The 26206-nt window shown below is 73.2% G+C and carries 23 protein-coding genes; 5 read left to right on the forward strand and 18 right to left on the reverse strand.

Translation table 11 applies throughout. From position 1 onward, the window contains the following. Window positions 1-62: 62 nt before the first annotated feature. The 6 genes from ACZ67M_RS17980 to ACZ67M_RS18005 form a co-directional block, all read right to left on the reverse strand. Entirely contained in the window at window positions 63-3437 is a 3375-nt protein-coding gene (locus ACZ67M_RS17980) for a pyruvate carboxylase (RefSeq protein WP_392013160.1), read from the reverse strand. Between the two features lie 106 nt (window positions 3438-3543). Continuing rightward, the gene (locus tag ACZ67M_RS17985) at window positions 3544-3861 is read right to left on the reverse strand and encodes a hypothetical protein (protein WP_361363388.1); all 318 of its coding nucleotides are present in this window, start codon (window positions 3859-3861) and stop codon (window positions 3544-3546) included. 68 nt (window positions 3862-3929) lie between these two features. Next, window positions 3930-4880 (reverse strand): ACP S-malonyltransferase, encoded by a 951-nt coding sequence (locus ACZ67M_RS17990; protein ID WP_469851671.1) that lies wholly within the window; start codon window positions 4878-4880, stop codon window positions 3930-3932. A 47-nt stretch (window positions 4881-4927) separates the two neighbouring features. Continuing rightward, complete coding sequence (locus ACZ67M_RS17995) at window positions 4928-6223, reverse strand: beta-ketoacyl-[acyl-carrier-protein] synthase family protein (protein WP_392101511.1); 1296 nt, start codon at window positions 6221-6223, stop codon at window positions 4928-4930. After that, window positions 6220-6498 carry an acyl carrier protein gene (locus ACZ67M_RS18000; protein ID WP_361363379.1) on the reverse strand — a complete coding sequence of 93 codons (279 nt, stop codon included), beginning with the start codon at window positions 6496-6498 and terminating at the stop codon, window positions 6220-6222. Before ACZ67M_RS18000 ends, ACZ67M_RS17995 begins: the two co-directional genes overlap by 4 nt. Window positions 6499-7101: 603 nt before the next feature. Then, a complete protein-coding gene (locus ACZ67M_RS18005) occupies window positions 7102-7419 on the reverse strand; it encodes a hypothetical protein (RefSeq protein ID WP_469851673.1) in 318 nt (105 codons plus the stop codon). Between ACZ67M_RS18005 and ACZ67M_RS18010 the strand changes: the two genes are divergently transcribed. Continuing rightward, window positions 7412-7765: a CAP domain-containing protein gene (locus tag ACZ67M_RS18010; protein ID WP_451855781.1), complete on the forward strand. Its 354-nt coding sequence runs from the start codon at window positions 7412-7414 to the stop codon at window positions 7763-7765. The genes ACZ67M_RS18005 and ACZ67M_RS18010 overlap by 8 nt on opposite strands. Before the next feature lie 6 nt (window positions 7766-7771). Here the strand turns inward: ACZ67M_RS18010 and ACZ67M_RS18015 are convergent, their stop codons facing one another. From ACZ67M_RS18015 to ACZ67M_RS18035, 5 genes are all read right to left on the reverse strand, one after another. Continuing rightward, on the reverse strand, window positions 7772-9091 hold the full coding sequence (locus ACZ67M_RS18015) for a sensor histidine kinase (protein ID WP_469851675.1): 1320 nt from the start codon (window positions 9089-9091) through the stop codon (window positions 7772-7774). Next, entirely contained in the window at window positions 9088-9777 is a 690-nt protein-coding gene (locus ACZ67M_RS18020) for a response regulator transcription factor (RefSeq protein WP_361363371.1), read from the reverse strand. The genes ACZ67M_RS18015 and ACZ67M_RS18020 overlap by 4 nt, the downstream gene beginning before the upstream one ends. A gap of 53 nt (window positions 9778-9830) precedes the next feature. Further along, window positions 9831-10361, reverse strand: a complete 531-nt coding sequence (locus ACZ67M_RS18025) for a hypothetical protein (protein ID WP_469851677.1) — start codon at window positions 10359-10361, stop codon at window positions 9831-9833. 28 nt (window positions 10362-10389) lie between these two features. Beyond that, window positions 10390-12003, reverse strand: coding sequence for a cellulase family glycosylhydrolase (locus ACZ67M_RS18030; RefSeq protein ID WP_469852051.1), 1614 nt, complete (start codon window positions 12001-12003; stop codon window positions 10390-10392). A gap of 225 nt (window positions 12004-12228) precedes the next feature. Continuing rightward, window positions 12229-13452, reverse strand: a complete 1224-nt coding sequence (locus tag ACZ67M_RS18035; protein ID WP_392238602.1) for a saccharopine dehydrogenase family protein — start codon at window positions 13450-13452, stop codon at window positions 12229-12231. Between the two features lie 144 nt (window positions 13453-13596). Here ACZ67M_RS18035 and ACZ67M_RS18040 point away from each other — a divergent pair, with 144 nt between their 5' ends. Further along, window positions 13597-14295: a TetR/AcrR family transcriptional regulator gene (locus ACZ67M_RS18040; RefSeq protein ID WP_361363359.1), complete on the forward strand. Its 699-nt coding sequence runs from the start codon at window positions 13597-13599 to the stop codon at window positions 14293-14295. Window positions 14296-14334: 39 nt separating this feature from the next. On the opposite strand, the gene ACZ67M_RS18045 is transcribed toward ACZ67M_RS18040, so the two are convergent. Next, a complete protein-coding gene (locus tag ACZ67M_RS18045; RefSeq protein ID WP_469851679.1) occupies window positions 14335-15933 on the reverse strand; it encodes a molybdopterin-dependent oxidoreductase in 1599 nt (532 codons plus the stop codon). Next, window positions 15926-17494: an alpha/beta fold hydrolase gene (locus ACZ67M_RS18050; protein ID WP_469851681.1), complete on the reverse strand. Its 1569-nt coding sequence runs from the start codon at window positions 17492-17494 to the stop codon at window positions 15926-15928. The genes ACZ67M_RS18045 and ACZ67M_RS18050 overlap by 8 nt, the downstream gene beginning before the upstream one ends. Window positions 17495-17615: 121 nt before the next feature. Here ACZ67M_RS18050 and ACZ67M_RS18055 point away from each other — a divergent pair, with 121 nt between their 5' ends. Beyond that, window positions 17616-18677: a helix-turn-helix domain-containing protein gene (locus ACZ67M_RS18055; protein WP_469851682.1), complete on the forward strand. Its 1062-nt coding sequence runs from the start codon at window positions 17616-17618 to the stop codon at window positions 18675-18677. Here ACZ67M_RS18055 and ACZ67M_RS18060 read toward each other — a convergent pair. From ACZ67M_RS18060 to ACZ67M_RS18075, 4 genes are all read right to left on the reverse strand, one after another. Next, on the reverse strand, window positions 18596-18862 hold the full coding sequence (locus ACZ67M_RS18060) for a hypothetical protein (protein WP_361363345.1): 267 nt from the start codon (window positions 18860-18862) through the stop codon (window positions 18596-18598). The genes ACZ67M_RS18055 and ACZ67M_RS18060 overlap by 82 nt on opposite strands. 54 nt (window positions 18863-18916) lie before the next feature. Continuing rightward, a complete protein-coding gene (locus ACZ67M_RS18065) occupies window positions 18917-19918 on the reverse strand; it encodes an aminoglycoside phosphotransferase family protein (protein ID WP_469851684.1) in 1002 nt (333 codons plus the stop codon). A gap of 95 nt (window positions 19919-20013) precedes the next feature. Then, window positions 20014-22230, reverse strand: coding sequence for a catalase/peroxidase HPI (gene katG, locus ACZ67M_RS18070; protein WP_361363343.1), 2217 nt, complete (start codon window positions 22228-22230; stop codon window positions 20014-20016). A 29-nt stretch (window positions 22231-22259) separates the two neighbouring features. Continuing rightward, window positions 22260-22715, reverse strand: coding sequence for a Fur family transcriptional regulator (locus ACZ67M_RS18075; protein WP_361363340.1), 456 nt, complete (start codon window positions 22713-22715; stop codon window positions 22260-22262). Between the two features lie 199 nt (window positions 22716-22914). Between ACZ67M_RS18075 and ACZ67M_RS18080 the strand changes: the two genes are divergently transcribed. Beyond that, on the forward strand, window positions 22915-24015 hold the full coding sequence (locus tag ACZ67M_RS18080; protein WP_392013183.1) for a DUF475 domain-containing protein: 1101 nt from the start codon (window positions 22915-22917) through the stop codon (window positions 24013-24015). 83 nt (window positions 24016-24098) lie between these two features. Beyond that, entirely contained in the window at window positions 24099-24521 is a 423-nt protein-coding gene (locus tag ACZ67M_RS18085) for a DUF350 domain-containing protein (RefSeq protein WP_161326543.1), read from the forward strand. A 13-nt stretch (window positions 24522-24534) separates the two neighbouring features. Here the strand turns inward: ACZ67M_RS18085 and ACZ67M_RS18090 are convergent, their stop codons facing one another. After that, window positions 24535-25968 carry a WGR domain-containing protein gene (locus ACZ67M_RS18090; RefSeq protein WP_385796047.1) on the reverse strand — a complete coding sequence of 478 codons (1434 nt, stop codon included), beginning with the start codon at window positions 25966-25968 and terminating at the stop codon, window positions 24535-24537. Window positions 25969-26206: the final 238 nt, after the last annotated feature.

A 26206-nucleotide genomic window follows, 5' to 3' on the forward strand; every position in this document is an offset into this window, starting at 1 on the left:
GTAGGACGCGGCGGCCCGCGCGGCGCCAGGGGTGGGCCCCGGACGCGCGGGTCGCCGGCGGGTCAGGCGAGTTGCACGAGCAGGTCGCCGCCCTCGACCTGCTGGATGCGGTTGATGGCGAGACGGCTCACCGTGCCGGCCTTCTGGGCGGTGATCGTGGCCTCCATCTTCATCGCCTCGATGGTGGCCACGGTGGCACCGGCCGCCACCTCGTCGCCCTCGGCGACGGCGAGGGTCACCACACCCGCGAAGGGCGCCGCGACGTGGCCAGGGTCGGTGCGGTCCGCCTTCTCGGTGACCGGGACGTCGGAGGCCGCTGAGCGGTCGCGGACCTGGATGGGCCGGATCTGCCCGTTGAGCGAGGACATCACGGTGCGCATGCCGCGTTCGTCGGCGTCGCCGACCGCCTGGAGTTCGATGAGCAGCCGGACGCCGGGGTCCAGGTCGACCGTGTACTCCTTGCCCGGGCGCAGCCCGTAGAAGAAGTCCTTGCTGTCCAGGACGCTGGTGTCGCCGAACGACGCCCGGTGGGTGTCGAACTCGCGCGCCGGCCCGGGGAACAGCAGCCGGTTGAGGGTGGCCCGGCGCTCCTTGGCCAGCCCCGTGCGGTCGTCGGCGCTCAGCTCGGGCACCGGCTTGGCCTCGGCCCGCCCCCGCAGCGCCTTGCTGCGGAACGGCTCGGGCCAGCCGCCGGGCGGGGTGCCCAGCTCGCCGCGCAGGAAGCCGACGACCGAGTCGGGGATGTCGAATCGGTCCGGCTCCGCCTCGAAGTCCGCCGGGGAGACGCCGGCGCCCACCAGGTGCAGGGCCAGGTCGCCGACGACCTTGGAGGAGGGCGTGACCTTCACCAGGCGGCCCAGCATCCGGTCGGCGGCCTCGTACATCGCCTCGATGTCCTCGAAGCGGTCGCCGAGCCCGAGCGCGATGGCCTGGGTGCGCAGGTTGGAGAGCTGCCCGCCGGGGATCTCGTGGTCGTAGACGCGGCCGGTCGGCGAGGCGAGGCCCGCCTCGAAGGGCGCGTAGACCTTGCGGACGCTCTCCCAGTACGGCTCCAGGTCGCCGACAGCCCTGAGGTCGAGGCCGGTGGGCCGGTCCGTGTGGTCGGTGGCGGCCACGATCGCCGACAGGGACGGCTGCGAGGTGGTGCCGGCCATGGACGCCACCGCTCCGTCCACGGCGTCCGCGCCGGCCTGGACGGCGGCCAGGTAGGTGGCGAGCTGGCCGCCGGTGGTGTCGTGGGTGTGCAGGTGCACCGGCAGGTCGAACTCGCGGCGCAGCGCCGACACCAGGGTCGCCGCGGCCGGGGCGCGCAGCAGTCCGGCCATGTCCTTGATCGCCAGGACGTGCGCGCCGGCGTCCACGATCTGCTCGGCCAGGCGCAGGTAGTAGTCGAGGGTGTAGAGCCGCTCGGCGGGGTCGGACAGGTCGGCGGTGTAGCAGAGGGCCACTTCCGCGACGGACGTCCCCGTCTGCCGTACGGCCTCGATGGCGGGCCGCATCTGCTCGACGTCGTTGAGGGCGTCGAAGATGCGGAAGATGTCGATGCCGGTGGCGGCGGCCTCCTGCACGAAGGCGTCGGTCACCTCGGTCGGGTACGGGGTGTAGCCCACCGTGTTGCGGCCGCGCAGCAGCATCTGGAGGCAGATGTTGGGCACGGCCTCGCGCAGGGCGGCCAGCCGCTCCCAGGGGTCCTCGGCGAGGAAGCGCAGCGCCACGTCGTAGGTGGCGCCGCCCCAGCACTCCAGGGACAGCAGTTCGGGCAGGGTGTGGGCGACCACGGGGGCGACGGCGAGCATGTCCTTGGTGCGCACCCGGGTGGCGAGCAGCGACTGGTGCGCGTCCCGGAAGGTGGTGTCCGTGACTCCGATGGTGGACGACTCGCGCAGCCGGCGGGCGAAGCCCTCGGGGCCCAGCTCGGCCAGCAGTTGCCGGGACCCGGCCGGGGGCTCTCCCGCGGGCACCGCGCGCAGCTTGGTCATGGGGTCGATCAGCTCGGGGCGTTCGCCGTGCGGCTTGTTCACGGTGACGTCGGCGAGGTAGGTCAGCAGCTTCGTGCCGCGGTCGGCGGAGTGCCGGGCGGTGAGCAGGTGCGGGCGCTGTTCGATGAACGACGTGGTGACATGGCCCGCCTGGAAGTCCGGGTCGTCCAGGACCGCCTGGAGGAACGGGATGTTGGTGGCGACGCCGCGGATGCGGAACTCGGCCACGGCGCGCCGGGCGCGGTTGACGGCGGTGGTGAAGTCCCGGCCGCGGCAGGAGAGTTTGACCAGCATCGAGTCGAAGTGGGCGCTGATCTCCGTACCCGCGTGGGTGGTGCCGCCGTCGAGGCGGATGCCCGAGCCGCCGGGTGAGCGGTAGGCGCTGATCTGCCCGGTGTCCGGGCGGAAGCCGTTGGCCGGGTCCTCGGTGGTGATGCGGCACTGGAGGGCGGCGCCGCGCAGGGTGATGTTCTCCTGCGCGAGCCCGAGGTCGGCCAGCGACTCACCGGCGGCGATCCGCATCTGGGACTGGACGAGGTCGACGTCGGTGACCTCCTCGGTCACCGTGTGCTCGACCTGGATGCGGGGGTTCATCTCGATGAAGACGTGGTTGCCGTCGCGGTCGACGAGGAACTCCACGGTGCCGGCGTTGCGGTAGCCGATCCGCCGGGCGAAGTTCACCGCGTCGGCGCAGATCCGCTCGCGCAGGGCGGGGTCGAGGTTGGGCGCGGGCGCCAGCTCGATCACCTTCTGGTGGCGGCGCTGCACCGAGCAGTCCCGCTCGAAGAGGTGGATGACGTCGCCCTGCCCGTCGGCGAGGATCTGCACCTCGATGTGGCGGGGCTCCACGACCGCCTTCTCCAGGAAGACCGTGGAGTCGCCGAAGGCGGAGGCGGCCTCCCGGGAGGCCGCCTCGATGGCCTCGCGCAGCTGCTCGGGGTCCTCGACCCGGCGCATGCCGCGCCCGCCACCGCCGGCGACCGCCTTGACGAACACCGGGAAACCGATGTCGTCGGCGGCGCGGACGAGTTCGTCCACGTCGGTGGAGGGCGCGGAGGAGCCGAGGACCGGTACTCCGGCTTCGCGTGCGGCGGCCACGGCACGGGCCTTGTTGCCGGTCAGTTCCAGGATCTCGGTGCTGGGTCCGACGAAGGTGATGCCGGCCTCTTCGCAGGCGCGGGCCAGCTCGGGGTTCTCCGAGAGGAATCCGTAGCCCGGGTACACGGCGTCGGCCCCGGCGCGGAGCGCCGCGCGGACGATCTCCTGCACGGAGAGATACGCGCGCACCGGATGGCCCGGCTCCCCGATCTCGTAGGCCTCGTCGGCCTTCAGCCGGTGCAGCGAGTTGCGGTCCTCGTGCGGGAAGACGGCGACGGTGCGCGCGCCGAGCTCGTAGCCCGCCCGAAACGCGCGGATCGCGATCTCACCGCGGTTGGCGACCAGCACCTTGCGGAACATTCTTGATCCCTTCAGCCTGCCGGGTGACGAGACCATCGTGTCGGCGCCACCTCCGGTACGCCATGTGAGCCGGGCCACTCAAGGCCCGCGATTCCCGCGGGCCGGTTCACACGTCGGAGTCGATCCCGGTGACGACCGAGGGTCCGAGCGGTGTGCTGTCGCGGTCCAGGCCGGCGGCGCGCAGGGCGGAGTCCGCGACCTCCTGGGCCCGCCCCTCCGCGTCGGCGCGGGTGTCGGCCTCGACCGTGAGGCGCATCGTGAAGGTGCCGTCGTCGTTGATCGAGAGGGCGTCGAGGTCCTCCTCGTCCCCCAGGTGAGTGCGGTGCGGGTCGTCGGGGCGCAACGCGCGGGCGAGCGCGTCCGTCGTGGCCTCCTGGACCGCACCGGTGAACGTCCCCGGCACCGAGATGACGTATGTCGTCATGGCACTCCTCCTTCTGATCCCCACCGCATACCCGGATACGGCCGCGGGATCCGGCCGGGGGCGTTCTGTCACCCCAGGGCGGCGGTGAGGCGGCGGCGCAGGCGCTCCACGCCGACCGGGGTGCGGAAGGGGGCGGCGACGGCGCAGCCCGGGAGTCCCGCCCTGGCCAGGGTGGACAGCAGGGCCCGGGGGCCGCTGTCGAGGTAGGTGGTGACGCCCGCCCGGCGCAGCGCGTGCAGCGTGCGGTGGAAGGCCATGGGCTCGGTGAGGTGGGCGGCGGCCATGGCGCGCAGCTGAGCCGGGGTGTCCAAGGGGCGGTTCGTGACAGTCGTGTACACGGCGAGCGCGGGTGGTGCGACGGGCTGCGCGCGCAGGAGGCGGCGGAAGGAGCGGTGGACGTCGGTGAGCAGGGGGTGGTGGTAGGCGGTGCGGCTGGTCAGCGGCGTGGCGCGGTGGCCGAGTGCGCGGGCCGCGCACTCGGCGGCGGCCAGCTGGTCGTCGGGGCCGGCCAGGACCGTCTGGGTGGGCGCGTTGCGGGCGGCGATCCGCACCCGGGCCAGCGCCCGGGTGCGCAGCAGCTCCGCTGCCCGGTCGGCGGTCAGGTCGGTGGCCAGCAGGCCCGCCGCCGGCAACGCGGCCTCGCGCAGCAGCCGGTCGCGCAGGTGCAGCAGCCGGACGCCTTGTTCCAGGGTGAGCACCCCGGCGGCGGTGAGAGCCGCGAGGTCGCCCATGCTGTGGCCGAGCACCGCGTGGACGGGCCGGGCGGCGAGGTCGAGCACGACGGCGGCCAGAGCGGTCACCGCGGTGTAGGTGGCCAGGTCGAAGGCGAGGGGGTCGGTGCGCAGGAGCTGGTCGGGGTCGGGCGCGCCGGGGTCGGTGAGGAGACGGGCGACGGGTGGCCCGGCGGCGCCGAGGGAGGCGCTGTGGGCGTCCACCCTCCGCAGTACTTCCGCCACCGTCGGCAGGTCCCGCAGGTGGCGCAGCGCGCCGGGGAGGTAGGCCCCCTGGCCGGGGCACATCAGCACAGTGCGCGGTGTGCCTCCGGTGGGGGCCGGGCCACCGTGGCTCATGGGGCGCCGGTGAAGGCGAGTGCGACGTTGTGGCCGCCGAATCCCATGCTCGTGGAGACGGCCGCGAGGGGTCCGGGAGGCAGTGCGGCGGGGCTGGGTCCCACGACGTTCAGGTCGATCTCGTCGATCTCGGGGTCGAGGCGTTCGAGACTGCACGCGGGCGGTGCGGTCCGCTCGCGCAGGGCGAGCACGGTGAGGACGGCCTCGATGGCGCCGGCCGCCCCGAGGGTGTGCCCGAAGGCGGCCTTGGTGGCGCTGACCGCCACGTCCTTGATGCCCTCGGCGAAGATCCGGCGCAGAGCCTGTGCCTCGCCGAGGTCGCCGAGCGGTGTCGACGTGGCGTGGGCGTTGACGTGCCGTACCTGTCCCGGACGGAGACCGGCGTCGCTGAGGGCCTCGTCGACGGCGGCGGCGCAGCCCGTTCCGCCGGGCGCGGGCTGGGCGACGTGGTGGCTGTCGTTGGTGATGCCGGCTCCGGTCAGCCGGCCGTGGACGCGGGCGCCGCGGGCGGCGGCGTGCGCGGCGCTCTCCACGACGAGCAGCCCGGCGCCCTCGCCCATCACGAAGCCGTCCCGTTCGGCGTCGAAGGGTCTGGACGCGCCCTTGGGGTCGTCCAGGCGCCGGGAGAGTGCCCGCAGCCGGGCGAACCCGGCGAGGGCGAGCGGATGCAGCGCGGCTTCGGCACCGCCGGCGACGACGATGTCGGCACGGTCGTCGCGGATCAGGCCGAGGGCCTGGGCGAGGGCCTCGGCGCCGGAGGCGCAGGCGCTGACCGGGGCGTGCACCCCGGCCTTGGCGCCCACCATCAGTCCCACCTCGGCCGCCGGGTGGTTGGGCAGCATGACGGGGATGGCGCGCGGGCTCACCCGCCCGGGGCCCCGGGTCCGGAGGCGGTGGTCGTGCTCCAGGATGCTGGTGAAGCCGCCCAGTCCCACCCCTACGACCACGGCCACCCGCGAACCGTCCGCGGAGAGGGACGACGGGTCCTCGAATCCGGCGTCGCGGGTGGCCTCACGCGCGGCGACCAGGGCGAACTGCGCCGAGCGGTCGCAGTGCGCCGCCTTGGCGGAGGGCAGGACCGCGGCGGGATCGACCGCGGCGGGCGCCGCGAGGTAGGTCTGCGCGGGGCCGTCCGGCGTCGCGAAGTCGACTCGCTCGATGCCGCACACGCCGTCCAGCAGGGCCCGCCAGGTGGTGGGGACGTCGCCGCCCAGCGCGGTCGTCATGCCCAGTCCGGTGACGACGGCGTCCCGCCCGTGGCCGTCCGGGCCGGCCGCGTGTCGTGGGCTCACGCGGTACCGCCCGTGGGAGCGGCGGCGCTCTTGGCCAGGTGGGCGGCGATCTGCCGGACCGTCGTGAGCTGTTCCGCCTGTTCCTGGGACACCTCGATCTGCCAGCGGTCCTCGATCGCGGCGATCAGCTCCAGCATGGCCAGGGAGTCGACGCCCAGATCGTCCTTCAGGGAGGAGTCCGGTACGACTTCCTCAACGGACAGGTCCTCGACCGTGGCGGCCAGCAGTTCCCGCAGTTCGTCGACCAGTTCTCGTTCCTCGGCGGTGGATGTCATGCCGGTTCCTCCTTCTCGTCCGGCGACCTGCCGGACGCGTGCCGACAGGCTGTCCGGCCCTCCGGCACGGCAAGCGCCGCGGCGGGAGTGACGGCGGGGTGTCGGGAGCACATGAGGGGCGTCGGCGGACGCCCCTCGTCCTCCCTTCACGTTGAGGCGCCCCGCCGCGGGGCGAGGGCGGCGGGCGGTGAGCGCGTAAAAGGGACCGCGTAGACCGGCCGATCCGAGGCCGCCGGTTCCTCAGCGGACTTTGGCGGCTCTTTTAAGGCTTTCTGAAGATGACCTTCGAACGGCCGTTTCCCGCCGTTCGGGTCCTAGGCTCTCGAACACCCCCCACAGTCCCGGTGGGCGCGGTCGCGTCCACCGGGTCCGGGTACGGGGTTCCGACAGCCGACAGACAAGCCGAGGTGTCCTGCGTATGGGTTCCCGCCGAGCCGCTCGCCCGTCCCGCTCCCACGCCCGCCCCCGCGGCGGGTTCCGGACCCGCGGTACCGCGCTGGTCCTCGGCGCGGTCACCCTGACGGCGGGCGTCGGGATCACCCTGGCGGTCGCGGACGGTGACGACGGCGGGGCCTCGGACCAGGTGAGCGCGAACGCAGCCGGTCAGACGCCGGACGCCGAGGACGCGGCGGGCGGCGCGTCGCCCCTGACGTCCCCGTCGGCGAGCCCGAGCGCCACAGCGAGCGGTTCACCGAGCGCGAGCGCGGAGCCGACGAAGAAGCCGAAGAAGACGACGAGCCCGTCCACCAGCGCCGCGAAGGCGGACCCTCCCGCGTCCCGCACGCCCGAGAAGGCGACGGCGAAGAGCGGCGGCGGCCGCTCGGAGGGCGGCGGCACGGGGTCGGACAGCGGGTCGGGTTCGGGTTCGGGGTCCAGTGGGTCGAGCGGGCCCGAGGCCCAGGTCCTCGCACTGGTGAACAAGGAGCGGGCCGCGGCCGGCTGCTCGCCCGTCACCGCCAACGACAAGCTGACCCGGGCCGCGGACGACTACAGCGACGTCATGGCGAGCAGCGGCGTGATGTCCCACACCGGCCCGGACGGCTCCACCATGGCGAGCCGCGTCGAGGCCGCGGGTTACCAGTGGTCCACGCTCGGTGAGAACATAGCCCGCGGTCAGGCGGACGCGGCGGCGGTGATGGACTCGTGGATGAACAGCGAGGGCCACCGCGCGAACATACTCAACTGCTCCTTCAAGGAGCTGGGCGTCGGCGTCCACGTCGGCGACGGCGGCCCCTGGTGGACCCAGGACTTCGGCGCGAGCCGCTGACCCGCGTCACCGCTGAGCGCCCTCGCGGGCGCCGGCCAGCACGAACGACACCCGCACCCGCGCGCCGCCCATCGGCGCGCGGGTGATCGTCAGTTCACCGTCCGCCGCGCGGGCCGCCCGGGCCACGATGTCGAGGCCGAGCCCGGTCGAGCCCCCGACGCTGACGCCCCGGGTGAGCGCCGCCTCTGGATCCGCCACGCCCGGCCCGGCGTCGTCGACGGTGAGGAAGACGTACCGCTCCTGCCGCTCCACGAGCACCGTGAAGGCGGTGCCCTGCGGGGTGTGCCGGAAGACGTTGCCGATCAGGGCGTCGACGACCGCCGCGAGGTCGTCCTCGGGGAACGCCACCGGTGCCGGGCGCGGAGTCAGGGAGCGCTGGTACGCACGGCCCTGCTGGCCCGCGAGGACGGACCAGAACTCCAGGCGCATGGCGACCACCTCGGCGACGTCGCACGGCTTCCCCGTGCCCGCCGCCCCGCCGAGCTGCGCCGCGGCCAGGGGCGTGCGCGCCGCCGCGATGATCGCGTCCAGCTCGCTCTCCAGCTGCCCGGCCGCCTCCGTGACCCGCCGGGCGCTCGGGGTCGCGCCCATCCGGTCGGCCTCCAGGTAGAGGGCGGTCAGCGGGGTGCGCAGCCGGTGGGAGAGGTCGGCGACCAGCTCGCGTTCGACGGCCAGCAGGTCCACGACCCGGTCGGCCATGCTGTTGAACGCCACTCCGGCCTCCTGGAGTTCGGGCGGCCCGTCCGGTTCCACCCGTACGTCGAGGTCGCCGGAGCCGAGGGCGAGCGAGGCGCGCTTGAGGCCGCGCGAGGAGCGGACGACGCGGGCGCCGAGCCGGTCGGCGACCAGCACCGAGCCACCGACCAGGCCGAGGGCGAGCAGGGCCATGACGCCCCACGAGGCGGCGACGCCCCGGGTGAGGTCGGCGGCGGGGACGTACGCCTCGACGACCGCGACCCGCTCGCCGCGCAGGACGACGGGCTGGAGGTAGACCCAGCCGTCGTCGGTGTCGACGGCGAGCGTCTCGCGCCCCCGTACGGCCCGGTCGAGCGCGCTCTCGGGGGCGTGCGGGGTGCCGACGAAGCCGCCGTCGGGGAGCCGGACCACGAGCTGGTCGGACGAGCCCAGCTCGGCGACGGCCTGCTGCACGTCGGCGCGCCGGGTGGTGAGGGCGAGCACCGGCGACAGGGCGGAGGCGCGCTGCTCGGCCGCGGTGGTGACCCGGTCCCGGGCCTGTTCGCGCACGAGCAGGGCGAGCGGGATGAGGAACGACAGCGCCACCATCGAGGTGACGGCCAGGGCGATCCCGGCGAGGGCACGTCTCATGGCGAGCTGACCAGTTTGATTCCGATGCCGCGCACGGTGTGGAGATAGCGGGGCTTGCGCGCCTTCTCCCCCAGTTTGCGGCGGAGTGCGGAGAGGTGGACGTCCACCGTCTGGTCCTCCACGTACGGCTGCTGCCACACCTCGGCGAGTATCCGCTGCCGGGACATGACCTGGTCGGCGTTGGCCGCGAGGTAGGCGAGCAGGTCGAACTCGCGGCGGGTGAGGGGCAGTTCCCGGCCGGCGAGGTGCGCGGTGCGGGCGGTGGCGTCGATGCGCAGGTCGCCGACCTGGAGGACGGGCCGGCGCGCCGCGCGGACGTCGGCGGGCACCGAGCGGCGCAGCACGGCGGCGAGGCGGGCGGCGAGCTGGCCGCCGGAGAAGGGCTTGACCATGTAGTCGTCGGCTCCCGCGTTGAGCAGCCGGATCACCTCGGTGTCGTCGTCGCGCGCGGTGGCGACCAGCACCGGGACGCGGGAGATGCCCCGGATCATCCGCAGCACGTCGAGCCCGTCGAGGTCGGGCAGCCCGAGGTCGAGCACGACGATGTCCGGCGGGCTCTGGGTGATCTCGCGCAACGCCTCGAAACCCTGGTGCGCGGTCTTCACGGCGTAGCCGTGCCCGGTCAGGACCTCGATCAGCGCGGCCCGGATCACGGGGTCGTCCTCGACGACAAGTACGGAGGCCATGGGCAGGCACGTTAGCCGGTCCGTCACTATGGTGTCGTGTCCCGCCTTCTGCGCTACCTGATCATCTGGCTGTCGTGCACGGCGGCCAGTGTCACGGCCGTCATCATCACGATCCACTTCGTGGTGGGCTCGACCCGGCCGACGGCACCGGTCGCGCAGTCGGCGCCGAAGGAGCCGCCCGCCTCCCCCGCGGCCAGGCCGTCCAGGAGCGCGAAGCCCTCCCCCAGCGCCTCGCCCACCAGCCGGAAGCCCAGCCCGACGCCGTCCCCTACGAGCACGAATCCGCCGAGCCCGACCGCGAAGCCCACGCCGACCGCGCCCGCCACCTCCCCGCGACCGCCGGGCGGAGGAGGCGACCCGGGGTGCGAGGAGGGCGGCGCGGGCGTGTACACGGTGCCTTCGGAGGGCGGCAAGGCGACCGTGCGGTTCGGCGGTTCCGGGGTGTGTCTGATCTCGGCGGTGCCGAGCCAGGGCTTCACGGTGAGCACGGAGCAGAGCGAGCCGGAGAAGCTGACGGTGACGTTCTCGGCGAGCCGCCACCGCTCGGAGGTCACCGCGACGACGCGGCCGCAGAGCCAGGCCAACGTCCGTGAGGTTTCGTGGTGACGTCGGTCACGCCCTGGCGCAGTCGGACCCGTTCAGGCGGAACCCGGCCGGGGCGGTGTTGGCGGCGCCCTTCCCGGCCGTGAAGCCGAGGGTGACCGTGGCGCCGGCCGGGATGGTGGCGGTGTAGGAGGCGGGGACGACGCTCACCGCGCCGGCGTTCTGGGTGGCGGTGCCTCCCCACATGTTGGTGATGGTCTGGCCGTCCGCGAAGGCGAACGCCAGCGTCCAGGGGGCGATGGCGGCGGTGCCGGTGTTGCGGACGGCGATCTCGCCCTGGAAGCCGCCCGGCCACTCGCCGACGACCCGGTATCCGACGGAGCAGGCCGCGCCCGGGGAGCCGCCCTCGTCGGTGGTGACGTCGACGGTGGCCGAGCGGGCGGAGCGGTTGCCCGCCGCGTCCCGGGCGTAGACGGCGAAGGTGTAGGCGGTGCCCGCGGTGAGGCCGGTCACCGTGGCTGAGGTGCTCGTGGACGCGGCGACCCCGGTCTCGGCGCCGCCGGCGACGCGGACGACGTCGTAGCCTCTCACGCCGGTGTCGTCGGTGGACGCGGCCCAGGTGAGCGTGACCGACGTGTCCGTGACCGCGGAGGCGGCGGGCGCTCCGGGTGCCGTCGGGGCCCGGGTGTCGCCCGGGTCGCCGCCGTAGACGGTGGCCTCCTCGGCGGTCTGGGCGATGCCGTCGACTCCGTGGAAGATGCGCTCGCCCCAGGAGCTGAGCCGGCTGGGGTCGAAGTCGAGGGCGAGGTCGAGGACCGGGTCGGTGTTGCCGCTCCAGGACCAGGCCAGGTAGCCGAGGTCGAGCTGCTCGGCGGTGGCCATCATGGTGTCCTCGTCCGGGTCGCCCCACTGGTCGGCGGGGCCGCCGAACTCGCCGATGAGGATGGGCAGTTTGGCGTCGACGAAGGCGTTCAGGTAGTCGGTGATCTCCTGGGCCGTGTCGTAGACGCTGTACATGTGGATCGAGAAGATCAGGTTGCCGGTGGGGTCGGCGTCGTACACGGACCGCGCGTTGGCCCGCATGACGCCCTGCCAGTCCTGGCCCCAGTTGGGCGCGTCCACCATGATCGTGTGCTGGAAGCCCGCGTCGCGCAGCTTCTCGACCGCCGCGATGGTGGGCCCGGTCCAGCCTGCGGGGTCGGTGTTGCCCCAGGGCTCGTTGCCGATGTTGACGACGACGTAGTCCTCCTGACCGGCCAGCACGTCCTTGAGGCCGATCCAGTAGTCGGCCGCGTGGTCGAGGGTGCCGGCCGCGGCGTCCTCGCCGTAGCCGGTGGTGTCGTGCACCTCCAGCACGCAGATCAGCCGGTTGGCCTTGCACTGCCCGACGACGGCGGCGACGTCCTCGGGGCTGTTCTCGCTCCAGCGGTGCCCGTCGGACAGGACGACGCGGACGGTGTTGGCGCCCAGCGCCTTCACGTCGGCGAGGGACTGCGTCTCGCCGGGGTACCAGGTGTGGGCGTGGTTGACCCCGCGCATGACGAAGTCGTTGCCGTTGCCCTCCAGTAACCGGCCGTCGCTGATGTGCAGGCCGGTCGCCTGCGCGCCGACCGCCGCCCCTGCCATGGAGGGGCAGAGAGCGCCGGAGAGGACCAGCCCGAGCAGGGCGGCCAGCCCTGCCATGAGCCGGGCCAGGGGGCGCTTCGACCTGTCTCGTCTTGCTGTGCGCACGGCGACTCCAGGAATAGTGCGGATACGGGAATCGAGGGTGTGGGAGCGCTCCCACACCAAGCACCATCCACTCACTGCGCCGCGTACACGTCAAGACGTCGCACAGAAAACGCTTGCCCCGCCCTCCGGTGGCATTCGGAGGGCGGGGCAGGCGGGAGCGGCGGCCGCGTCCGTGGGTCAGCCCTCTTCGCGCAGGCCCCAGGGGGACCCGTACTCGGTGAGGAGGTCGAGGAAGGGGCGCGGCGGGAACGCCTCGGGGCCGAGGACCCCGGTGCCCTGCCAGGCGCCGGTGGCGAGGAGTTCGAGGGCGACGACCGGGTTGACTGCGGTCTGCCAGACGACGGCCTGGGAACCGTACTCGCGCATCGACCACTCGTTGTCGACGACGTGGTACAGGTACACCTCGCGCGCCGCGCCGCCCCGGGTGCCCCTGACCCAGGTGCCGGCGCAGGTCTTGCCGGTCATCCGGTCGCCCAGGCCGGCCGGGTCGGGCAGGCAGGCGGCGACCACGTCGCGCGGGGACACGCCGACCGGGCCGTCCGCGCCGGGCACGGTCACCTTGGCGGTGGAGTCGAGGCCGAGTTCGTGGAGGGTCCGCAGCTTGGCGATGAAGTCCTCACCGAGGCCGTACTTGAACGTCACGCGGCGGGCGTCCACCCAGCGCGGGATGAGCAGGACCTCCTCGTGCTCGACGTTCACGCACTCCACGGGGCCGATGCCCTCGGGGAAGTCGAAGGTCTCCGGCTCGCTGAACGGCGCGGTGGTGAACCAGCCGCGGTCCTTCTCGAAGACGACCGGCGGGTTGAGGCACTCCTCGATGGTGGTCCAGATGCTGAAGGACGGCGCGAAGTCGTAGCCCTCGACGGTCAGGTTCGCGCCGTCGCGGACCCCGATCTCCTCGATGTCGTCGAAGAGTTCGTCGGCGGCGTACCGCGCGAAGACGTCGGACAGGCCGGGCTCCACGCCCATGCCGACCAGAGCGACCCGGCCGGACTCGTCCCAGCGGCCGGTCAGGGCGAACTGGTCGTCGCCGAGCTTCACACCGCACTCCTCGTGCGGGCGGGAGGGGTGCGGCACGGACAGCGACATCGCCATGTCGAGGTAGTGCGTCCCGGCCGCCAGCGCCGCCTCGAACAGGGGCATCACGAAGCGCGGGTCCGTCGCGTTGAGCAGGACGTCGCAGCGCTGCTCGGTGAGCAACCGGCGTACGGACTCGCCGTCCGAGGCGTCCAGCCGGCGGGCGCTGAAACGGTCGCCGTCCTCGCCGAGCGCGGCGACCGCGGCCTCGGCACGGGCGAGGTCGTAGTCGGCCACGACCATGTGGGTCAGGAACCGCCTGCGGGCCGCGATCCTGGTGACGGCGGTACCGACACCGCCCGCGCCGACGAGAAGTACACGCATGTCGGACACCTTTCTGGCTCGTCACGGAAGACGGGCGCCTCCCGGGTACCCCCGATGGAACGGGAGCCCGAACGGTAAGGTCAACCGTGTTGGCATAAGGCCGCCGCGGTGGCGGTGGCGGTCGCGGTGACGAGGAGGAGTGCGATGCCGAAGCCGGTGGTACGGGACGAGGCGCGGCGCAGGCGGCGGCCGACCCGGCAGGGCACGGTGCTGTCCGAGACGCTCATCGTGGACACCGCGCTGCGGCTGCTGCGCGAGCACGGCGGCAGCGGACTGACCGCGCGGCGCCTGGGTCTGGCGCTGGGCGCGGACCCGAGCACCCTCTACCGGTACTTCGCGGGGATGGACGACCTCACGCGGGCCATCGGCGACGAACTGATGGGCCGGGCCCTGGGCAACTGGACGGCGACCGGTCGGTGGCGTGCCGACCTGCGGGCCCTGGGCCTCGCCATCCACTCGGCCTATCTGGCCCACCCGCAGGCCGCCGTGCTCACCGCGAGCCGGGTCACCGGGCGCCCCCGGGAGATCGCGGTGGACGAGACCATCCTCGGCATCCTGCGCGGCGCCGGTCTGCCGGACGAGGACGCGGCCCGGATCTACCACACCTTCATCGACCAGAGCCTGGCCTTCGCGGCGCTCGACGCCGGTGCGCTCGCGCTGACTGAGGAGAGCCGGACGGCGGACGAGGACATGTGGGCCACCACGTACGCACGGCTGCCGGCGACGTCGCACCCCCACATCGCCGCCACGGCCCCTCTCCTGGCCCGGCGGATGCCGCACAGCGCCTACCCGGTCGCCCTGGAGATGCTGCTGGACCACATGGCGGCGCGCCTGGGGCGGTGAGGGACGCGCCTTCACGGCGGGAGGACGGCCCGGCCCCGCTCAGTCCACCGTCACCACCACGGAGTGCCACCCGCTCGCGCCGTCCGGCACGGTCCTGGTGCGCTTCTCGGTCTGCACCTCGCCGGTGCGGTCGGTGGCTCGGACGGTCAGGGTGTGGCCGCCCTTCGTGGCCTTCCAGGCGTAGGACCACTGGCGCCAGGTGTCGCGGGAGTCCTCGGCCGCGAGGGTGGCCTCCCGCCAGGGGCCGTCGTCGACGCGGATCTCGACCTTGTCGATGCCGCGGTGCTGGGCCCAGGCGACGCCCGCGACCATCACCGTGCCCGCCTCGGGCCGGCCGAAGGGCTTCGGCGTGTCGATCCGGGACTGGGTCTTGATCGGGGCCTCGCGGGCCCAGTCGCGCTTGACCCAGTACGAGTCGTAGTCGTCGAACGTCGTCAGCTCGATGTCCTTGATCCACTTGCAGGCCGAGACATAGCCGTAGAGGCCGGGCACGAGCATGCGGACCGGGAACCCGTGGTCGAAGGGCAGGGGCCGGCCGTTCATCCCGACGACGAGCATCGCGTCGCGGCCGTCCATGACGTCCTCCACCGGGCTGCCGATGGTCATGCCGTCCGTGGAGCGGGCGACGAGCTGATCGGCGGGGCCGCCCGCCGACGGCGGCCGCACGCCGCACTCCTGAAGGAGGTCGGCCAGCCGTACGCCGATCCAGCGGGCGTTGCCCACGTACGGGCCGCCGACCTCGTTGGAGACACAGGTGAGGGTGATGTCGCGTTCGATCAGCTCGCGCCGCAGCAGGTCGTCGAAGGTCAGGGTCTTCTCGCGGGTGACTCCCTTGCCGTGGACGCGCAGCTTCCAGGCCGTCGCGTCCACCTTGGGGACCACCAGCGCGGTGTCGACCCGGTAGAAGTCGCTGTTGGGGGTGAAGAAGGAGCTGACCCCGTCCACCCGTACCTGGGCCAGGCGGGGCACGGCGGGGGCGCCCGAGGCGGGCCGCGGGAGGGTGATGTCGTCGCGGGACGCGACGGCTTCGCGGCCGTCCGCGCCGCTCAGGGCCCGGCCCAGGACACCGGCCCCGGCCGAGGCTGCGGCAGCGGCGGTCGCCGCGATCACGAACCGGCGCCGGTCCCAGTCCTCGCCCTGTCCCTCCGGGACGTCCCGGCCCGGTGCCGGCAGGCGGCCGACGAGGAAGTACAGGAGCAGCGCCCCGGCGGCCGCCCCCAGCACGGAGGGCAAGGCGTCCGCGACGCCCGTGGAGTCGGGCCGGCCGAGGGCGGCGGCGGCGCCGACGACGCCGAAGACCAGGACGCCCGCGGCGCCCGTCCGCCGGTGGCGGAGGGCGAGCACGCCGAGGGCCAGGGCGAACAGCGTCAGGACGGCGAGGATGCCGAGCTGGAGGACCAGCTTGTCGTCGGTGCCGAAGGAGCGGATCGCCCAGTCCTTGACGGCGGCCGGCGTCCGGTCGATGGCGGCCCCGCCGACCGCGACGACCGGACCTGCCTGCGGTCGCACGGCCACCGCCGCCAACTCGGCGACGGCGAGCGCCGCGCCGCCCGCCAGCAGACCGCTCAGCGCCCCCAGTCCGAGTCGCGCCCATGCCGGTGCCTGATGATTCCGCGGGGTCCTGTCGTCGTCACTCACGTCGGTAATCCGGGGCGGGACGGCGGGCGGATTGGTGACCGCCCGTGTCCGGCCCGAAGGCGAGACGCAGGACCGAACGCATGGCGTGCCGTATCGCCGCGCGTGCCTCGTCGGTCCGGTCGATGGTCTCGAAGCCGTGGTGGCCGTGCGGCACGTCGACCACCTCCACGTCCGCGCCGTGGTCCTTCGCCGCCGACAGGAACTCCTCGACGGTGGCGGCGATCTCGGGCATCTCCCGTCCCACCCGGGTGAGTACGAGGGGCAGCGATCCGGCGTTCGCCAGCGCCCGCGCCGGGTGGAAGCGGGTGCCGGACAGTCCCCAGTTGGGCAGCGGGGCGAGGACCGGGTACGTGGCGGCGAGGCAGCGCAGCCACGCCGGGGGCGCGGCCAGCCAGTCGACGGTGAGCAGCCCGCCGCCGGAGAAGAACCACAGCGCGATCCGGTCGGCGTCCACCCTGGGGTCGGCCCGGACCAGTTCGACGGCGGCGGCCACGTCGGCGGCGGCCCGCTCGTAGTCGCCGAGGTCGTGCAGCCGGTGGTCGAGGAGCACGCCCACCGCGCCTTCCCCGGCCGCGTACCGGGCGTACCCGGTCAGTCCCGGCCAGCCGCGCGGGGTCGGGGTCGCGTCGGCGGGTACCGGGCCGCCGTGCACGAACACCACGGCGGGGCGCGGCTCCTCGGCGTCGGGCAGGTACAGGTCGACGTTGCCGTGCCGCTCCCGGGGGACTTCGGGGACGTCCAGCAGGAACGGCCGCAGGTGCGCGGGCGGTTCGGCGGCGTCGACGGGCGTCAGGCGGTGTCCCTCGCCGGCCGCGGCCCGCAGCAGTACGTCGCCGAGTTCGGCCGGGCGGGAGAGCATCGGCCAGTGTCCGGTGGGGAGTTCGAAGAACGTCACGCGCGGGTCGGTCAGGGCGCGCAGCGCGGGGTCGCCGAGGCCCACCAGCATCTGGATCAGTTCGATGCTGGTGCCGTTGCCGGTGCAGAGCACTCCGGTGGAGGGCACCGTGTCGACGGCGCCGGCCAGCCGCAGCGGCTGGAGCAGGGTGCCGAGCGGCTGCGGGGCGGCGAGCGCGGTGAGCCGGTCCAGGGCCGCGTCCGGGACGCCCTCGGTGCTGCCCCAGCGCTGCCACGCGTCGTGGGCCGGCGGCGGCAGCAGTCCGTCGTGGCTCTCCTCCCCGCCCAGCCGCTCGCGCAGGGACTGGTCGGGCACCGCGGCCAGCGCCGGGACGCCGTCCCGCGGCAGGCCCGAGTCGAGGTGCACGACCCGGGCGACGCGGTCGGGGCGCCGGTCGGCGGCGCCGACGGCCGGGTGGATGCCGTAGTCGTGCCCGACCAGGACGACCTCGCTGTCCGGCCCGGTCTCCACCGAGTCAATCACCGCGAGTACGTCCGCGATGTGGGTCTCCAGGTCGACGCCGGTGCCCGGCGCGGCGCGCGGCCCGTCGAGCCCGGTGAGGGCGACGGTGTGCGCCCGCGCGCCGGCGGCGGTGAGGCGCGCGGCGGTGTCCTGCCAGATGTGGGTGCCGGTGAACATGCCCGATACCAGGATGAACGTGGTCATGGTCGCTCCCTCGTCGCGGAGTCCGGTACGGCGTCGTCGCGATGCCGTACGTCCGCGGACCGGGCCGATCACCGGTCCGCGTTCGCCGGTACGGTAGGAACTCCCCCTGAGGGAGGTTCAAGTGGTCACGTCGTACGACGGTCTCTGCGGCATCGGCGAACTCGCCGAGCGGGCGGGTGTCACCGTCAAGACCGTCCGCTTCTACTCCGATCGCGATCTGCTGCCGGAGGCCTCCCGCAGCGCGGGCGGGCACCGGCGGTACGGCCCCGAGGCGCTCGACCGGCTGCGGCTGATCCGGTCGCTGCGCGCGCTGGGTCTGTCCGTGCCCGAGGTGCGCCGGGTTCTCGAGGAGGAGGACGAGACCGGGGGGCGGGGCGGCGAGGGCGGGACGCTGGAGGCCGCGGTCGCCGGACGGCTGAGTGAACTCGGCTCGGAGCTGCGGGCGATGCGCTGGCGGGAGGCGGCGCTGCGGCTGGTGCAGGAGTGCCCGCCCGGGGAACGGGCCGGCCGGCTGCGGCTGATCGGCGCCGTGTCCCTGCCGCCCAGCACGGCGCCGCTGGTCCGCTTCTGGCGCGGCTGGCTGCCCGCGCGGATGCCGGCGCCCGCGGCCGGGGCGTTCCTGGACGTGGCGGTTCCGCAGCCGCCCGACGACCCGGCCCCGGGTCAGCTGCTGGCCTTCGCCCGTCTCAACGCCCTCACGCTCGCCCCGTGCCCGGGCACCGCGCAGCCGCAGCCCGAGGCGCACCGGGTCTCCGGGGCCCGCGGTGCGGCCGTGCTGTACACGGGGCTGGCGGAGGCGTACGAGCTGGCCGGTGTGCATCTGCGCCGGGACCGGGAGCCCCGTCCCGGCGAGGCGCTGGACGGTTTCGTCGCCGCGTACACGAGCGCGTACGGGGTCCGCGACACGCCGGGCTTCCGGCACCGGCTGGCCGGGCAACTCGCCGCCGACCCGCGGCTCGACACCTACTGGGAACTGGTCTCCGAGGTGCGTACGCCGCCGGGCGGCAGGCCGGAGCCGACCCCCGGGGCCGCGCACGACTGGCTGCTCGCGGCGCTGGCCGCGGAGACCGGGGCGTTCGGGGAGGCCAGGGAGGCCGTGGGTCAGGGCACGTCGCCGCGCCAGTCGAAGCGGCGTGGGTCCCCCGGCCTGGGGGCGTACGCGGAGCGGCCGCCCGCGCCGTAGTGGCCGATCTCGGTGGCCAGGGACACGCCCCGGCCGCGCTCCCGGTCGGTGAGGTCCGTGACGTCCAGCAGCAGGCCGTCCAGGGGACCGCCCACCAGTTGCGCGTACACGCGTCCGGCGCGTGGTCCGGGGCTGTCGTGGTCGGCGCCGTAGACCCTGCCCCGCATGAACTCCACTTCATCCATGACGCGCAGCCTCGCATCCGCCACTGACAACGGCCGCGTTCCCGGGGGCGGGACCTAGAGCGGCGGGTCGTCGAGGAGTTCCAGGAGGCAGCGGGCGGCCGCCTCGGCGGTGGCGGTGCCGGTGGCGCCGGACGCGGTGGGGAACAGCCTGCCGTAGGCGGCCGCGCGGCCCAGTGCGCTGAGCCGCCAGGCGAGGCTCACCGCCCGCCGCAGGTCCGCCGTGCTCCGGCCGGCGCCGGTCCAGGGCTCCAGGTAGGCGTCGCGCAGGCGGGGCAGTACCCGCGGCCCGTGCTCCTCGAGGGCCCGGCGGGCGGGGACGGCCAGGCTGGCGAAGGGGTGGGAGACGATGGCGTCGCCCCAGTCGAAGAACGTGAACCTGCCGGGCCCGGGGCGGAACACCTGGCCGTCGTGCAGGTCGGCGTGGTCGAGGGAGTCCGGGACGCCCAGGGCCGTGAGCTCCGCGCACCAGTCCGGCAGGCGGGGGCGCAGCTTCCGCAGGCTCTCGCGTTCGTGCGGTGGCAGCGGGGTGTCGTCGATCCGGTCGAAGACGCCGGGCAGCGCGGTGACGGGGACGCCGGGCACGCCCAGCCGCGTGATCCCGGGAGTGTGCCGGGTGAGCGCGTGCTGCATGGCCGCGTACTGGCGCACCAGTTCCTCCCACGCACCGGGGCCGGTCGTCCCCCGCGCGAGGACGTCCCGGAAGAGCGGTCCTCCGTCGGGGAGCAGCGACCAGCCGCGGCGGGCGTCCACGGCCAGCGGCTCCAGTACCCGCCCGGGCACCCAGCGGGCCAGTGCCCCGGTCAGCGGGCCTTCGAAGGCACTGGCCGGCGGGTTGGCCTTGAACCAGACCGGGTCACGGCCCTCGACGGGCACGCGTACCAGGACGGACCACGGGCGCAGCCGCACCCGCCACTCCCCCGCCGGTCGCAGCCCCCGCGCGGCCAGCGCGCCCGCCGTCCAGGCGAGCGCGCCGGTCCGCCAGGACCGTTGCTCCCAGGGGGTCACGGCATCCTGGTACCGACCCCGGTCCAACACGACGGGCACATCACCGAGCATCACGCCATCCCAGCACCGTGTGCCGGGGGCGGCCACCGCTTTTCGCACCCGTCCGGGCCGGCCGGTACGGACCGGCCGGCCCGGACGCCGGTGGATCAGGCCAGGTCGAAGCGGTCCAGCTCCATGACCTTGACCCAGGCTGCGACGAAGTCCTGCACGAACTTCTCCTTGGCGTCGTCGCTCGCGTAGACCTCGGCCAGCGCCCGCAGCTCGGAGTTCGAGCCGAAGACCAGGTCGGCGCGGCTGCCCGCCCACTTGACCTCGCCCGTGTCGGCGTCGCGGCCCTCGAACGTGGTCTGGTCCGCGGACGTCGACTTCCACGTGGTGCCCAGGTCGAGCAGGTTGACGAAGAAGTCGTTGGTCAGCACGCCGGGCGTCCGGGTGAGGGCACCGAGCTGGGACTGCTGGTGGTTGGCGCCCAGGACGCGCAGTCCGCCGACCAGTACGGTCATCTCGGGGGCGCTCAGGGTCAGCAGGTTCGCCCGGTCGAGCAGCAGGTACTCGGCCGGCAGGCGGTTGCCCTTGCCGTGGTAGTTGCGGAAGCCGTCGGCGACCGGCTCCAGCGCCTCGAACGACTCGGCGTCGGTGTGCTCCTCCGTCGCGTCGACGCGGCCCGCGGTGAAGGGGACCTGCACCTGGAAGCCGGCCTCCTTGGCCGCCTTCTCCACGGCGGCGGAGCCGCCCAGGACGATCAGGTCGGCGAGGGAGACCTTCTTGCCGCCGGAGTTGAACTCCTGCTGGACGCCCTCCAGGACCCGCAGCACCTGCGCCAGCTCGTCGGGCTCGTTGACCTCCCAGCCGCGCTGCGGCTGGAGGCGGATGCGGGCGCCGTTGGCGCCGCCGCGCTTGTCGCTGCCGCGGAAGGTGGACGCCGAGGCCCACGCGGTGGACACCAGCTGCGCGACGGACAGGCCCGACTCGAGGAGCTTGGTCTTGAGCGTCGCGACGTCTTCGGCGCCGATGGCCTCACCGTCGGGCTCCGGCAGCGGGTCCTGCCAGAGCAGGGTCTCGTCGGGAACCTCCGGGCCGAGGTACAGGGACTTCGGGCCCATGTCGCGGTGGGTCAGCTTGTACCAGGCGCGGGCGAACGCGTCCGCGAACTCCTCCGGGTTCTCGTAGAACCGGCGGGAGATCGGCTCGTAGATGGGGTCGAGGCGAAGCGACAGGTCGGTGGTGAGCATCTTCGGGCGGTGCTTCTTCGACGAGTCGTGCGCGTCCGGGACGATCTCCGGGGCGTCCTTCGCCACCCACTGGTTGGCGCCGGCCGGGCTCTGCTCCAGCTCGTACTCGTACTCGAAGAGGTTCTTGAAGAACCCGTTGCTCCACTGGGTGGGGGTCGTGGTCCAGGTGACCTCCAGGCCGGAGGTGATGGCGTCCCCGCCCTTGCCCGTGCCGTGGGTGCTCTTCCAGCCCAGGCCCTGCTGCTCCATGGAGGCGGCCTCGGGGTCGTCGCCGACGGCGTCGGCGGGGCCGGCGCCGTGGGTCTTGCCGAAGGTGTGACCGCCGGCGATCAGGGCGACGGTCTCCTCGTCGTTCATCGCCATGCGGCGGAACGTCTCACGGATGTCGCGGGCGGCGGCGATCGGGTCCGGGTTGCCGTTCGGGCCCTCGGGGTTGACGTAGATCAGGCCCATCTGGACGGCGCCGAGCGGGTTCTCCAGCTCGCGGTCGCCGGTGTAGCGCCGGTCGTCGAGCCAGGTGGTCTCCGGGCCCCAGTAGACGTCCTCCTCGGCCTCCCAGACGTCGGCGCGGCCACCGGCGAAGCCGAAGGTCTCGAAGCCCATCTGCTCCAGGGCGACGTTGCCGGTGAGGACCAGCAGGTCGGCCCAGGAGATGCTCTGGCCGTACTTCTTCTTGACCGGCCACAGCAGGCGGCGGGCCTTGTCGAGGTTGCCGTTGTCCGGCCAGCTGTTGAGCGGGGCGAAGCGCTGCTGGCCGGCGCCGGCGCCGCCGCGGCCGTCGCTGATGCGGTAGGTGCCCGCGCTGTGCCAGGCCATGCGGATCATCAGGGGGCCGTAGTGGCCGAAGTCGGCGGGCCACCAGTCCTGGGAGGTGGTGAGCACCTCGGCGATGTCCTGCTTCACGGCGGACAGGTCGAGGTTCCCGAAGGCCTCGGCGTAGTCGAACTCCTCACCGAGCGGGTTGGCCACGGCGGGGTTCTTGGCGAGGATCTTCAGGTTGAGCCGCTCCGGCCACCACTGACGGTTGCCGCCGCCCTGCGTGGGGTGCGGGGCGCGTCCGTGGGCGACCGGGCAGCCCCCCGTCTCCTCGGTTTTCGCGTCGGTGACGATGGCGTCGTGGTTCTCGGACATGGGAGGGAAATCCTTCCGAACGGGGCGGATCAAGGTGCTGGGGAACTGCCGGGGGTGGAGCAGTCGGGGCACAGGCCCCGGTAGATGACCTCGGCCTCGTCTATCGCGAAGCCGTGGTCGTCGGAGGCGGTCAGACAGGGCGCGTCGCCGACGGCGCAGTCGACGTCGGCGAGGGCTCCGCAGGACCGGCACAGGACGTGGTGGTGGTTGTCGCCGACCCGTCCCTCGAACCGCGCCGGGCTCCCGGGCGGCTCGATACGGCGCACGAGGCGTACCGCGGTGAGCGCGTGCAGCGCCTCGTACACGGCCTGGAGGGAGACCTGCCCGACGCGTCGGCGCACCCCGGACGCGACCGCCTCGGCGTCGAGGTGGCCACCCTCCCGGACCGTCTCCAGCAGCGCGACGCGGGCGGCGGTCGCCCGCAGACCCACCGCGCGCAGCTCGGCGGCGGTGGCCTGGTTCCGGGAGTGCCGGGATGCCGTCATGGCCGTGAACCTACTCCCTGGAACACGAATGACTCAAGGAAACGAACGATTCCATTCTTGGTTGTCGTCCAGGTCATCGTCCACCCCCGGCCGTCCGGGTCCTGTCCGGCCGGGGCCGGATGATCGTGGTAGACAACCTGCGTGGCGGGCACTGGCACGGGATGCCCCACCCGCACGTGACGACAGGAATGAGTGGCCGGTGCTTCTGAAGACGTTCCGCTGGGCTTTCGCCGTCACCGCCCTCGGCCTGGCCGTGGGCGTGCTCTACGACGGCTGGACGGCGCTCGGCATCGTGGCGATCCTCTCCGTCCTGGAGGTCTCGCTGTCCTTCGACAACGCGGTGATCAACGCCGGGATCCTGAAGAAGATGAATGCCTTCTGGCAGAAGATCTTCCTCACCGTGGGCATCGTGATCGCCGTGTTCGGTATGCGGCTGGTCTTCCCGGTGGTGATCGTGGCGATCAGCGCGCGGCTGAGCCCCTGGAGCGCGGTGCATCTGGCGCTCACGGACAAGGAGCGGTATCAGGAGCTGGTGACGGACGCCCATCCGTCGATCGCCGCCTTCGGTGGCATGTTCCTCCTGATGATCTTCCTCGACTTCATCCTCGAGGACCGGGAGATCAAGTGGCTGGGCCGACTGGAGCGCCCGCTGGCCAAGCTCGGCAAGGTCGACATGCTGTCGGTCTGCGTCGCCCTGGTCGTGCTGCTGGTCTCCGCGATCACCTTCGGCGCCCACGCCCACCAGCACGGCGGCATCCACGCCGACAAGACGGAGACCGTCCTGCTCGCCGGTGTCGGCGGTCTGATCACCTACATGGTCGTCGGCGGGCTCTCCGGCTTCTTCGAGCAGAAGCTGGAGGACGAGGAGGAGCGCGAGCACGAGGCGGAGCGGCGGGCGGAGCGCGGCGGAGGCTCCGGTTCACCGGTCAAGCTGGCCGGCAAGGCCGCGTTCTTCATGTTCCTCTACCTGGAGGTCCTGGACGCGTCGTTCTCATTCGACGGTGTCATCGGCGCCTTCGCCATCACCAACGACATCGTGCTGATGGCCCTCGGCCTCGGCATCGGCGCCATGTACGTCCGGTCGCTGACCGTCTACCTGGTCCGCCAGGGCACCCTTGACGACTACGTCTACCTGGAGCACGGCGCCCACTACGCCATCGGCGCCCTGTCGGTCATCCTGCTGGTGACCATCCAGCACGAGATCAACGAGATCATCACCGGCCTCATCGGCGTGGTCCTGATCGGCGCCTCCTTCTGGTCCTCGGTACGCCGCAACCGCGCGCTGCGGACCGCCTCCTGACGCTCCGAACGGGTGCGCTACATTTTGCAGCGCCTTGACCACGATCATTCGCGATCCCTCAACCCAACGGAGCCGGCTACCCCATGAGCGACATCGTCAACGGACTCGGCCGGGCCGCCGCTTACGGCGGCCTGGGTCTGGTCCTCCTGGTGCTCGGGATCGTCCTCGTCGATCTGCTGACCCCCGGAAAGCTCGGCCGGCAGATCTGGGAGCAGCGCAACCGCAACGCCGCCCTGGTGCTCAGCTCCGCACTGCTCGGCATCGGGGGCATCGTCTTCACCTCCATCTGGACCACGTACGAGGACTTCGGCAAGGGCCTGGTGTCGACGGCGGTCTTCGGGCTGCTGGGGCTCGTCATGATGGCGGTGGCCTTCCTGGTGGTCGACCTGATCACCCCGGGGCGGCTGGGCGCGACGCTGGTCGAGCAGGAGCCGCACCCCGCGGTGTGGGTGACGGCGTCCTGCAACATCGCGGTCTCCGCGGTCATAGCGGCGTCGATAGCCTGACGCCGGCGCCCGGTCACTGGAGGCGCCTGATGTCCCCGCGCACCCGGTAGAAGCCGCCCGAGGCGGCGTGCAGCGCGTCGACCACGTACCGCGCGCCGGGCTCCCGTATCGCCCTCGGGAACTGGACGTTCCAGGAATGGTCGTACCCCTCCGACACCACGTGGATGCGGGTCCGGCCGTTCTCCTGGACGCACTCCACGACGACGGAGCCGGTGGGCGCCACGGCCACGGTCGTGACGGCTGCGGCGGCGGTGGCGGGCGCGTACGTCGGCAGGGTGGCGGCGAGCTTGACGTCGCGGGCGACGGGCACCGAGCCCCGCTCCGCCGCCCTCACCGCGGTCTCGCTCGCGTCCACGCAGGCCAGGGAGCCGTCCGTGGTGACCAGGAACAGCCGCTCGTCGCGGTACTGCATCGAGAGCGCGGAGCCGCCGCCGGTGCCCAGCTTCCACAGCCGCGTGCCGTCCCGGTCGAAGCAGTAGACCGAGGAGGCGGAGTCGCCCGCGAACACGTACCGGCCGCCGGGCGAGGTGGCGCAGGAGTAGACCGGGCTGTCGCAGCGGTAGGTCGCCTCGATGGTGCCGGTCGCCTTCGACAGCCGCTGGACCGCGTGCCGCGCCGTGCCCGCGTACACCGCGTCGTCCTCCTGCCAGCCGAAGAGCACGGCCCCCTGGGTGGGCGTGTGCCACAACTCGGTGCGGCCGTCCGGGGCGTGGGCCGTCACACCGCGCGTGTGCCCGTGGTAGACGGCCCGGTCGTCGGCGCGCACCATCCAGGCGTGCTCACCGCGCCCGCCGCGCGCCCACTGGTGCTCGTCCTCGTGGTCGATGACGGTGAGGCGCCCGGCGCGGTCCGCGACGTTCAGCACGCCCTCGTGGATGTCGAGCCAGAAGATGTCGACGTCGGCGGCGATGTCGTAGGCGGCGAACGGGAGTTTGGACGACAGGTCGTACACCCGGCCGTCGTCGCAGCCGGCGTAGATCCAGAAGTCGTCGGCGACCAGGCACTTCACGCCGTCCGGCAGCTGGTAGTGGGCGAGGACCTCGCCGCCGTGCGCCAGGGTGTAGACGTCGCCCGACTGGTTGCCCACCCAGCAGCGCTCCTCGTCGATGTGGATGCCGAACGCGGCGGAGCCGGTACGGAAGCGCCACAGGACCGGGGCGACCGCGCGAGCCGTGGAGGGCGCGGAGGCCACCTGCCGGCGGGTGACGGCGCGCGGCGCGCGCTGTCCCTGGACGGCCGGGGCGTATCCCTTGCGGACCTTCTCGCCTATCTTCTTCGCGGCGGCGGCCGCGGCCTTCTCGGCGGTGGGGAAGGTCGACGTCTGGGTCTGTCCGGCGGCACCGATCCTGCCGTAGCGCACCGACACGACCTGTCCCTGGACGGTGACTTCGTAGAACTTGTGCGCGCTCCCGTCGTCCTGTGACAGCTCCAGGTACGTCTTCGACATGTCAGACCTCTCCCCGCCCGGTCCCGCGGCGTGTTCCGCGGGTCCCACTGCCTGAACAGTAGGGGCGACCACTGACAACGGCCCGCGGAGGGACACCCGCCCACCGTTGCGCGTACATGTCATGTTTGTTGACGGATCGTCAACACCCTTGTCCGGCCCGTTCGGACACCCGAGGCTGATCAACGGCCGAGGGCGGAACGCGACGCTCCCGGCCGGGTGCGCGATCCCGCGCACACCC

Source organism: Streptomyces sp. NPDC107500 (genome assembly GCF_055582785.1).

Excerpts from the sequence above, each read along its gene's own strand:
- ACZ67M_RS18020 (WP_361363371.1), bottom strand. The coding sequence starts at position 9,777 with ATGGCCTCCGTACTTGTCGTCGAGGACGACCCCGTGATCCGGGCCGCG.
- ACZ67M_RS18060 (WP_361363345.1), bottom strand. The coding sequence starts at position 18,862 with ATGGATGAAGTGGAGTTCATGCGGGGCAGGGTCTACGGCGCCGACCAC.
- ACZ67M_RS17985 (WP_361363388.1), bottom strand. The coding sequence starts at position 3,861 with ATGACGACATACGTCATCTCGGTGCCGGGGACGTTCACCGGTGCGGTC.
- ACZ67M_RS18000 (WP_361363379.1), bottom strand. The coding sequence starts at position 6,498 with ATGACATCCACCGCCGAGGAACGAGAACTGGTCGACGAACTGCGGGAA.
- ACZ67M_RS18075 (WP_361363340.1), bottom strand. The coding sequence starts at position 22,715 with ATGACGGCATCCCGGCACTCCCGGAACCAGGCCACCGCCGCCGAGCTG.
- ACZ67M_RS18085 (WP_161326543.1), top strand. The coding sequence starts at position 24,099 with ATGAGCGACATCGTCAACGGACTCGGCCGGGCCGCCGCTTACGGCGGC.
- ACZ67M_RS18035 (WP_392238602.1), bottom strand. The coding sequence starts at position 13,452 with ATGCGTGTACTTCTCGTCGGCGCGGGCGGTGTCGGTACCGCCGTCACC.
- ACZ67M_RS17990 (WP_469851671.1), bottom strand. The coding sequence starts at position 4,880 with ATGTGCCCCGGCCAGGGGGCCTACCTCCCCGGCGCGCTGCGCCACCTG.
- ACZ67M_RS18030 (WP_469852051.1), bottom strand. The coding sequence starts at position 12,003 with ATGGCAGGGCTGGCCGCCCTGCTCGGGCTGGTCCTCTCCGGCGCTCTC.
- ACZ67M_RS18065 (WP_469851684.1), bottom strand. The coding sequence starts at position 19,918 with ATGCTCGGTGATGTGCCCGTCGTGTTGGACCGGGGTCGGTACCAGGAT.
- ACZ67M_RS18015 (WP_469851675.1), bottom strand. The coding sequence starts at position 9,091 with ATGAGACGTGCCCTCGCCGGGATCGCCCTGGCCGTCACCTCGATGGTG.
- ACZ67M_RS17980 (WP_392013160.1), bottom strand. The coding sequence starts at position 3,437 with ATGTTCCGCAAGGTGCTGGTCGCCAACCGCGGTGAGATCGCGATCCGC.
- ACZ67M_RS18050 (WP_469851681.1), bottom strand. The coding sequence starts at position 17,494 with ATGACCACGTTCATCCTGGTATCGGGCATGTTCACCGGCACCCACATC.
- ACZ67M_RS18090 (WP_385796047.1), bottom strand. The coding sequence starts at position 25,968 with ATGTCGAAGACGTACCTGGAGCTGTCACAGGACGACGGGAGCGCGCAC.
- katG (WP_361363343.1), bottom strand. The coding sequence starts at position 22,230 with ATGTCCGAGAACCACGACGCCATCGTCACCGACGCGAAAACCGAGGAG.
- ACZ67M_RS18040 (WP_361363359.1), top strand. The coding sequence starts at position 13,597 with ATGCCGAAGCCGGTGGTACGGGACGAGGCGCGGCGCAGGCGGCGGCCG.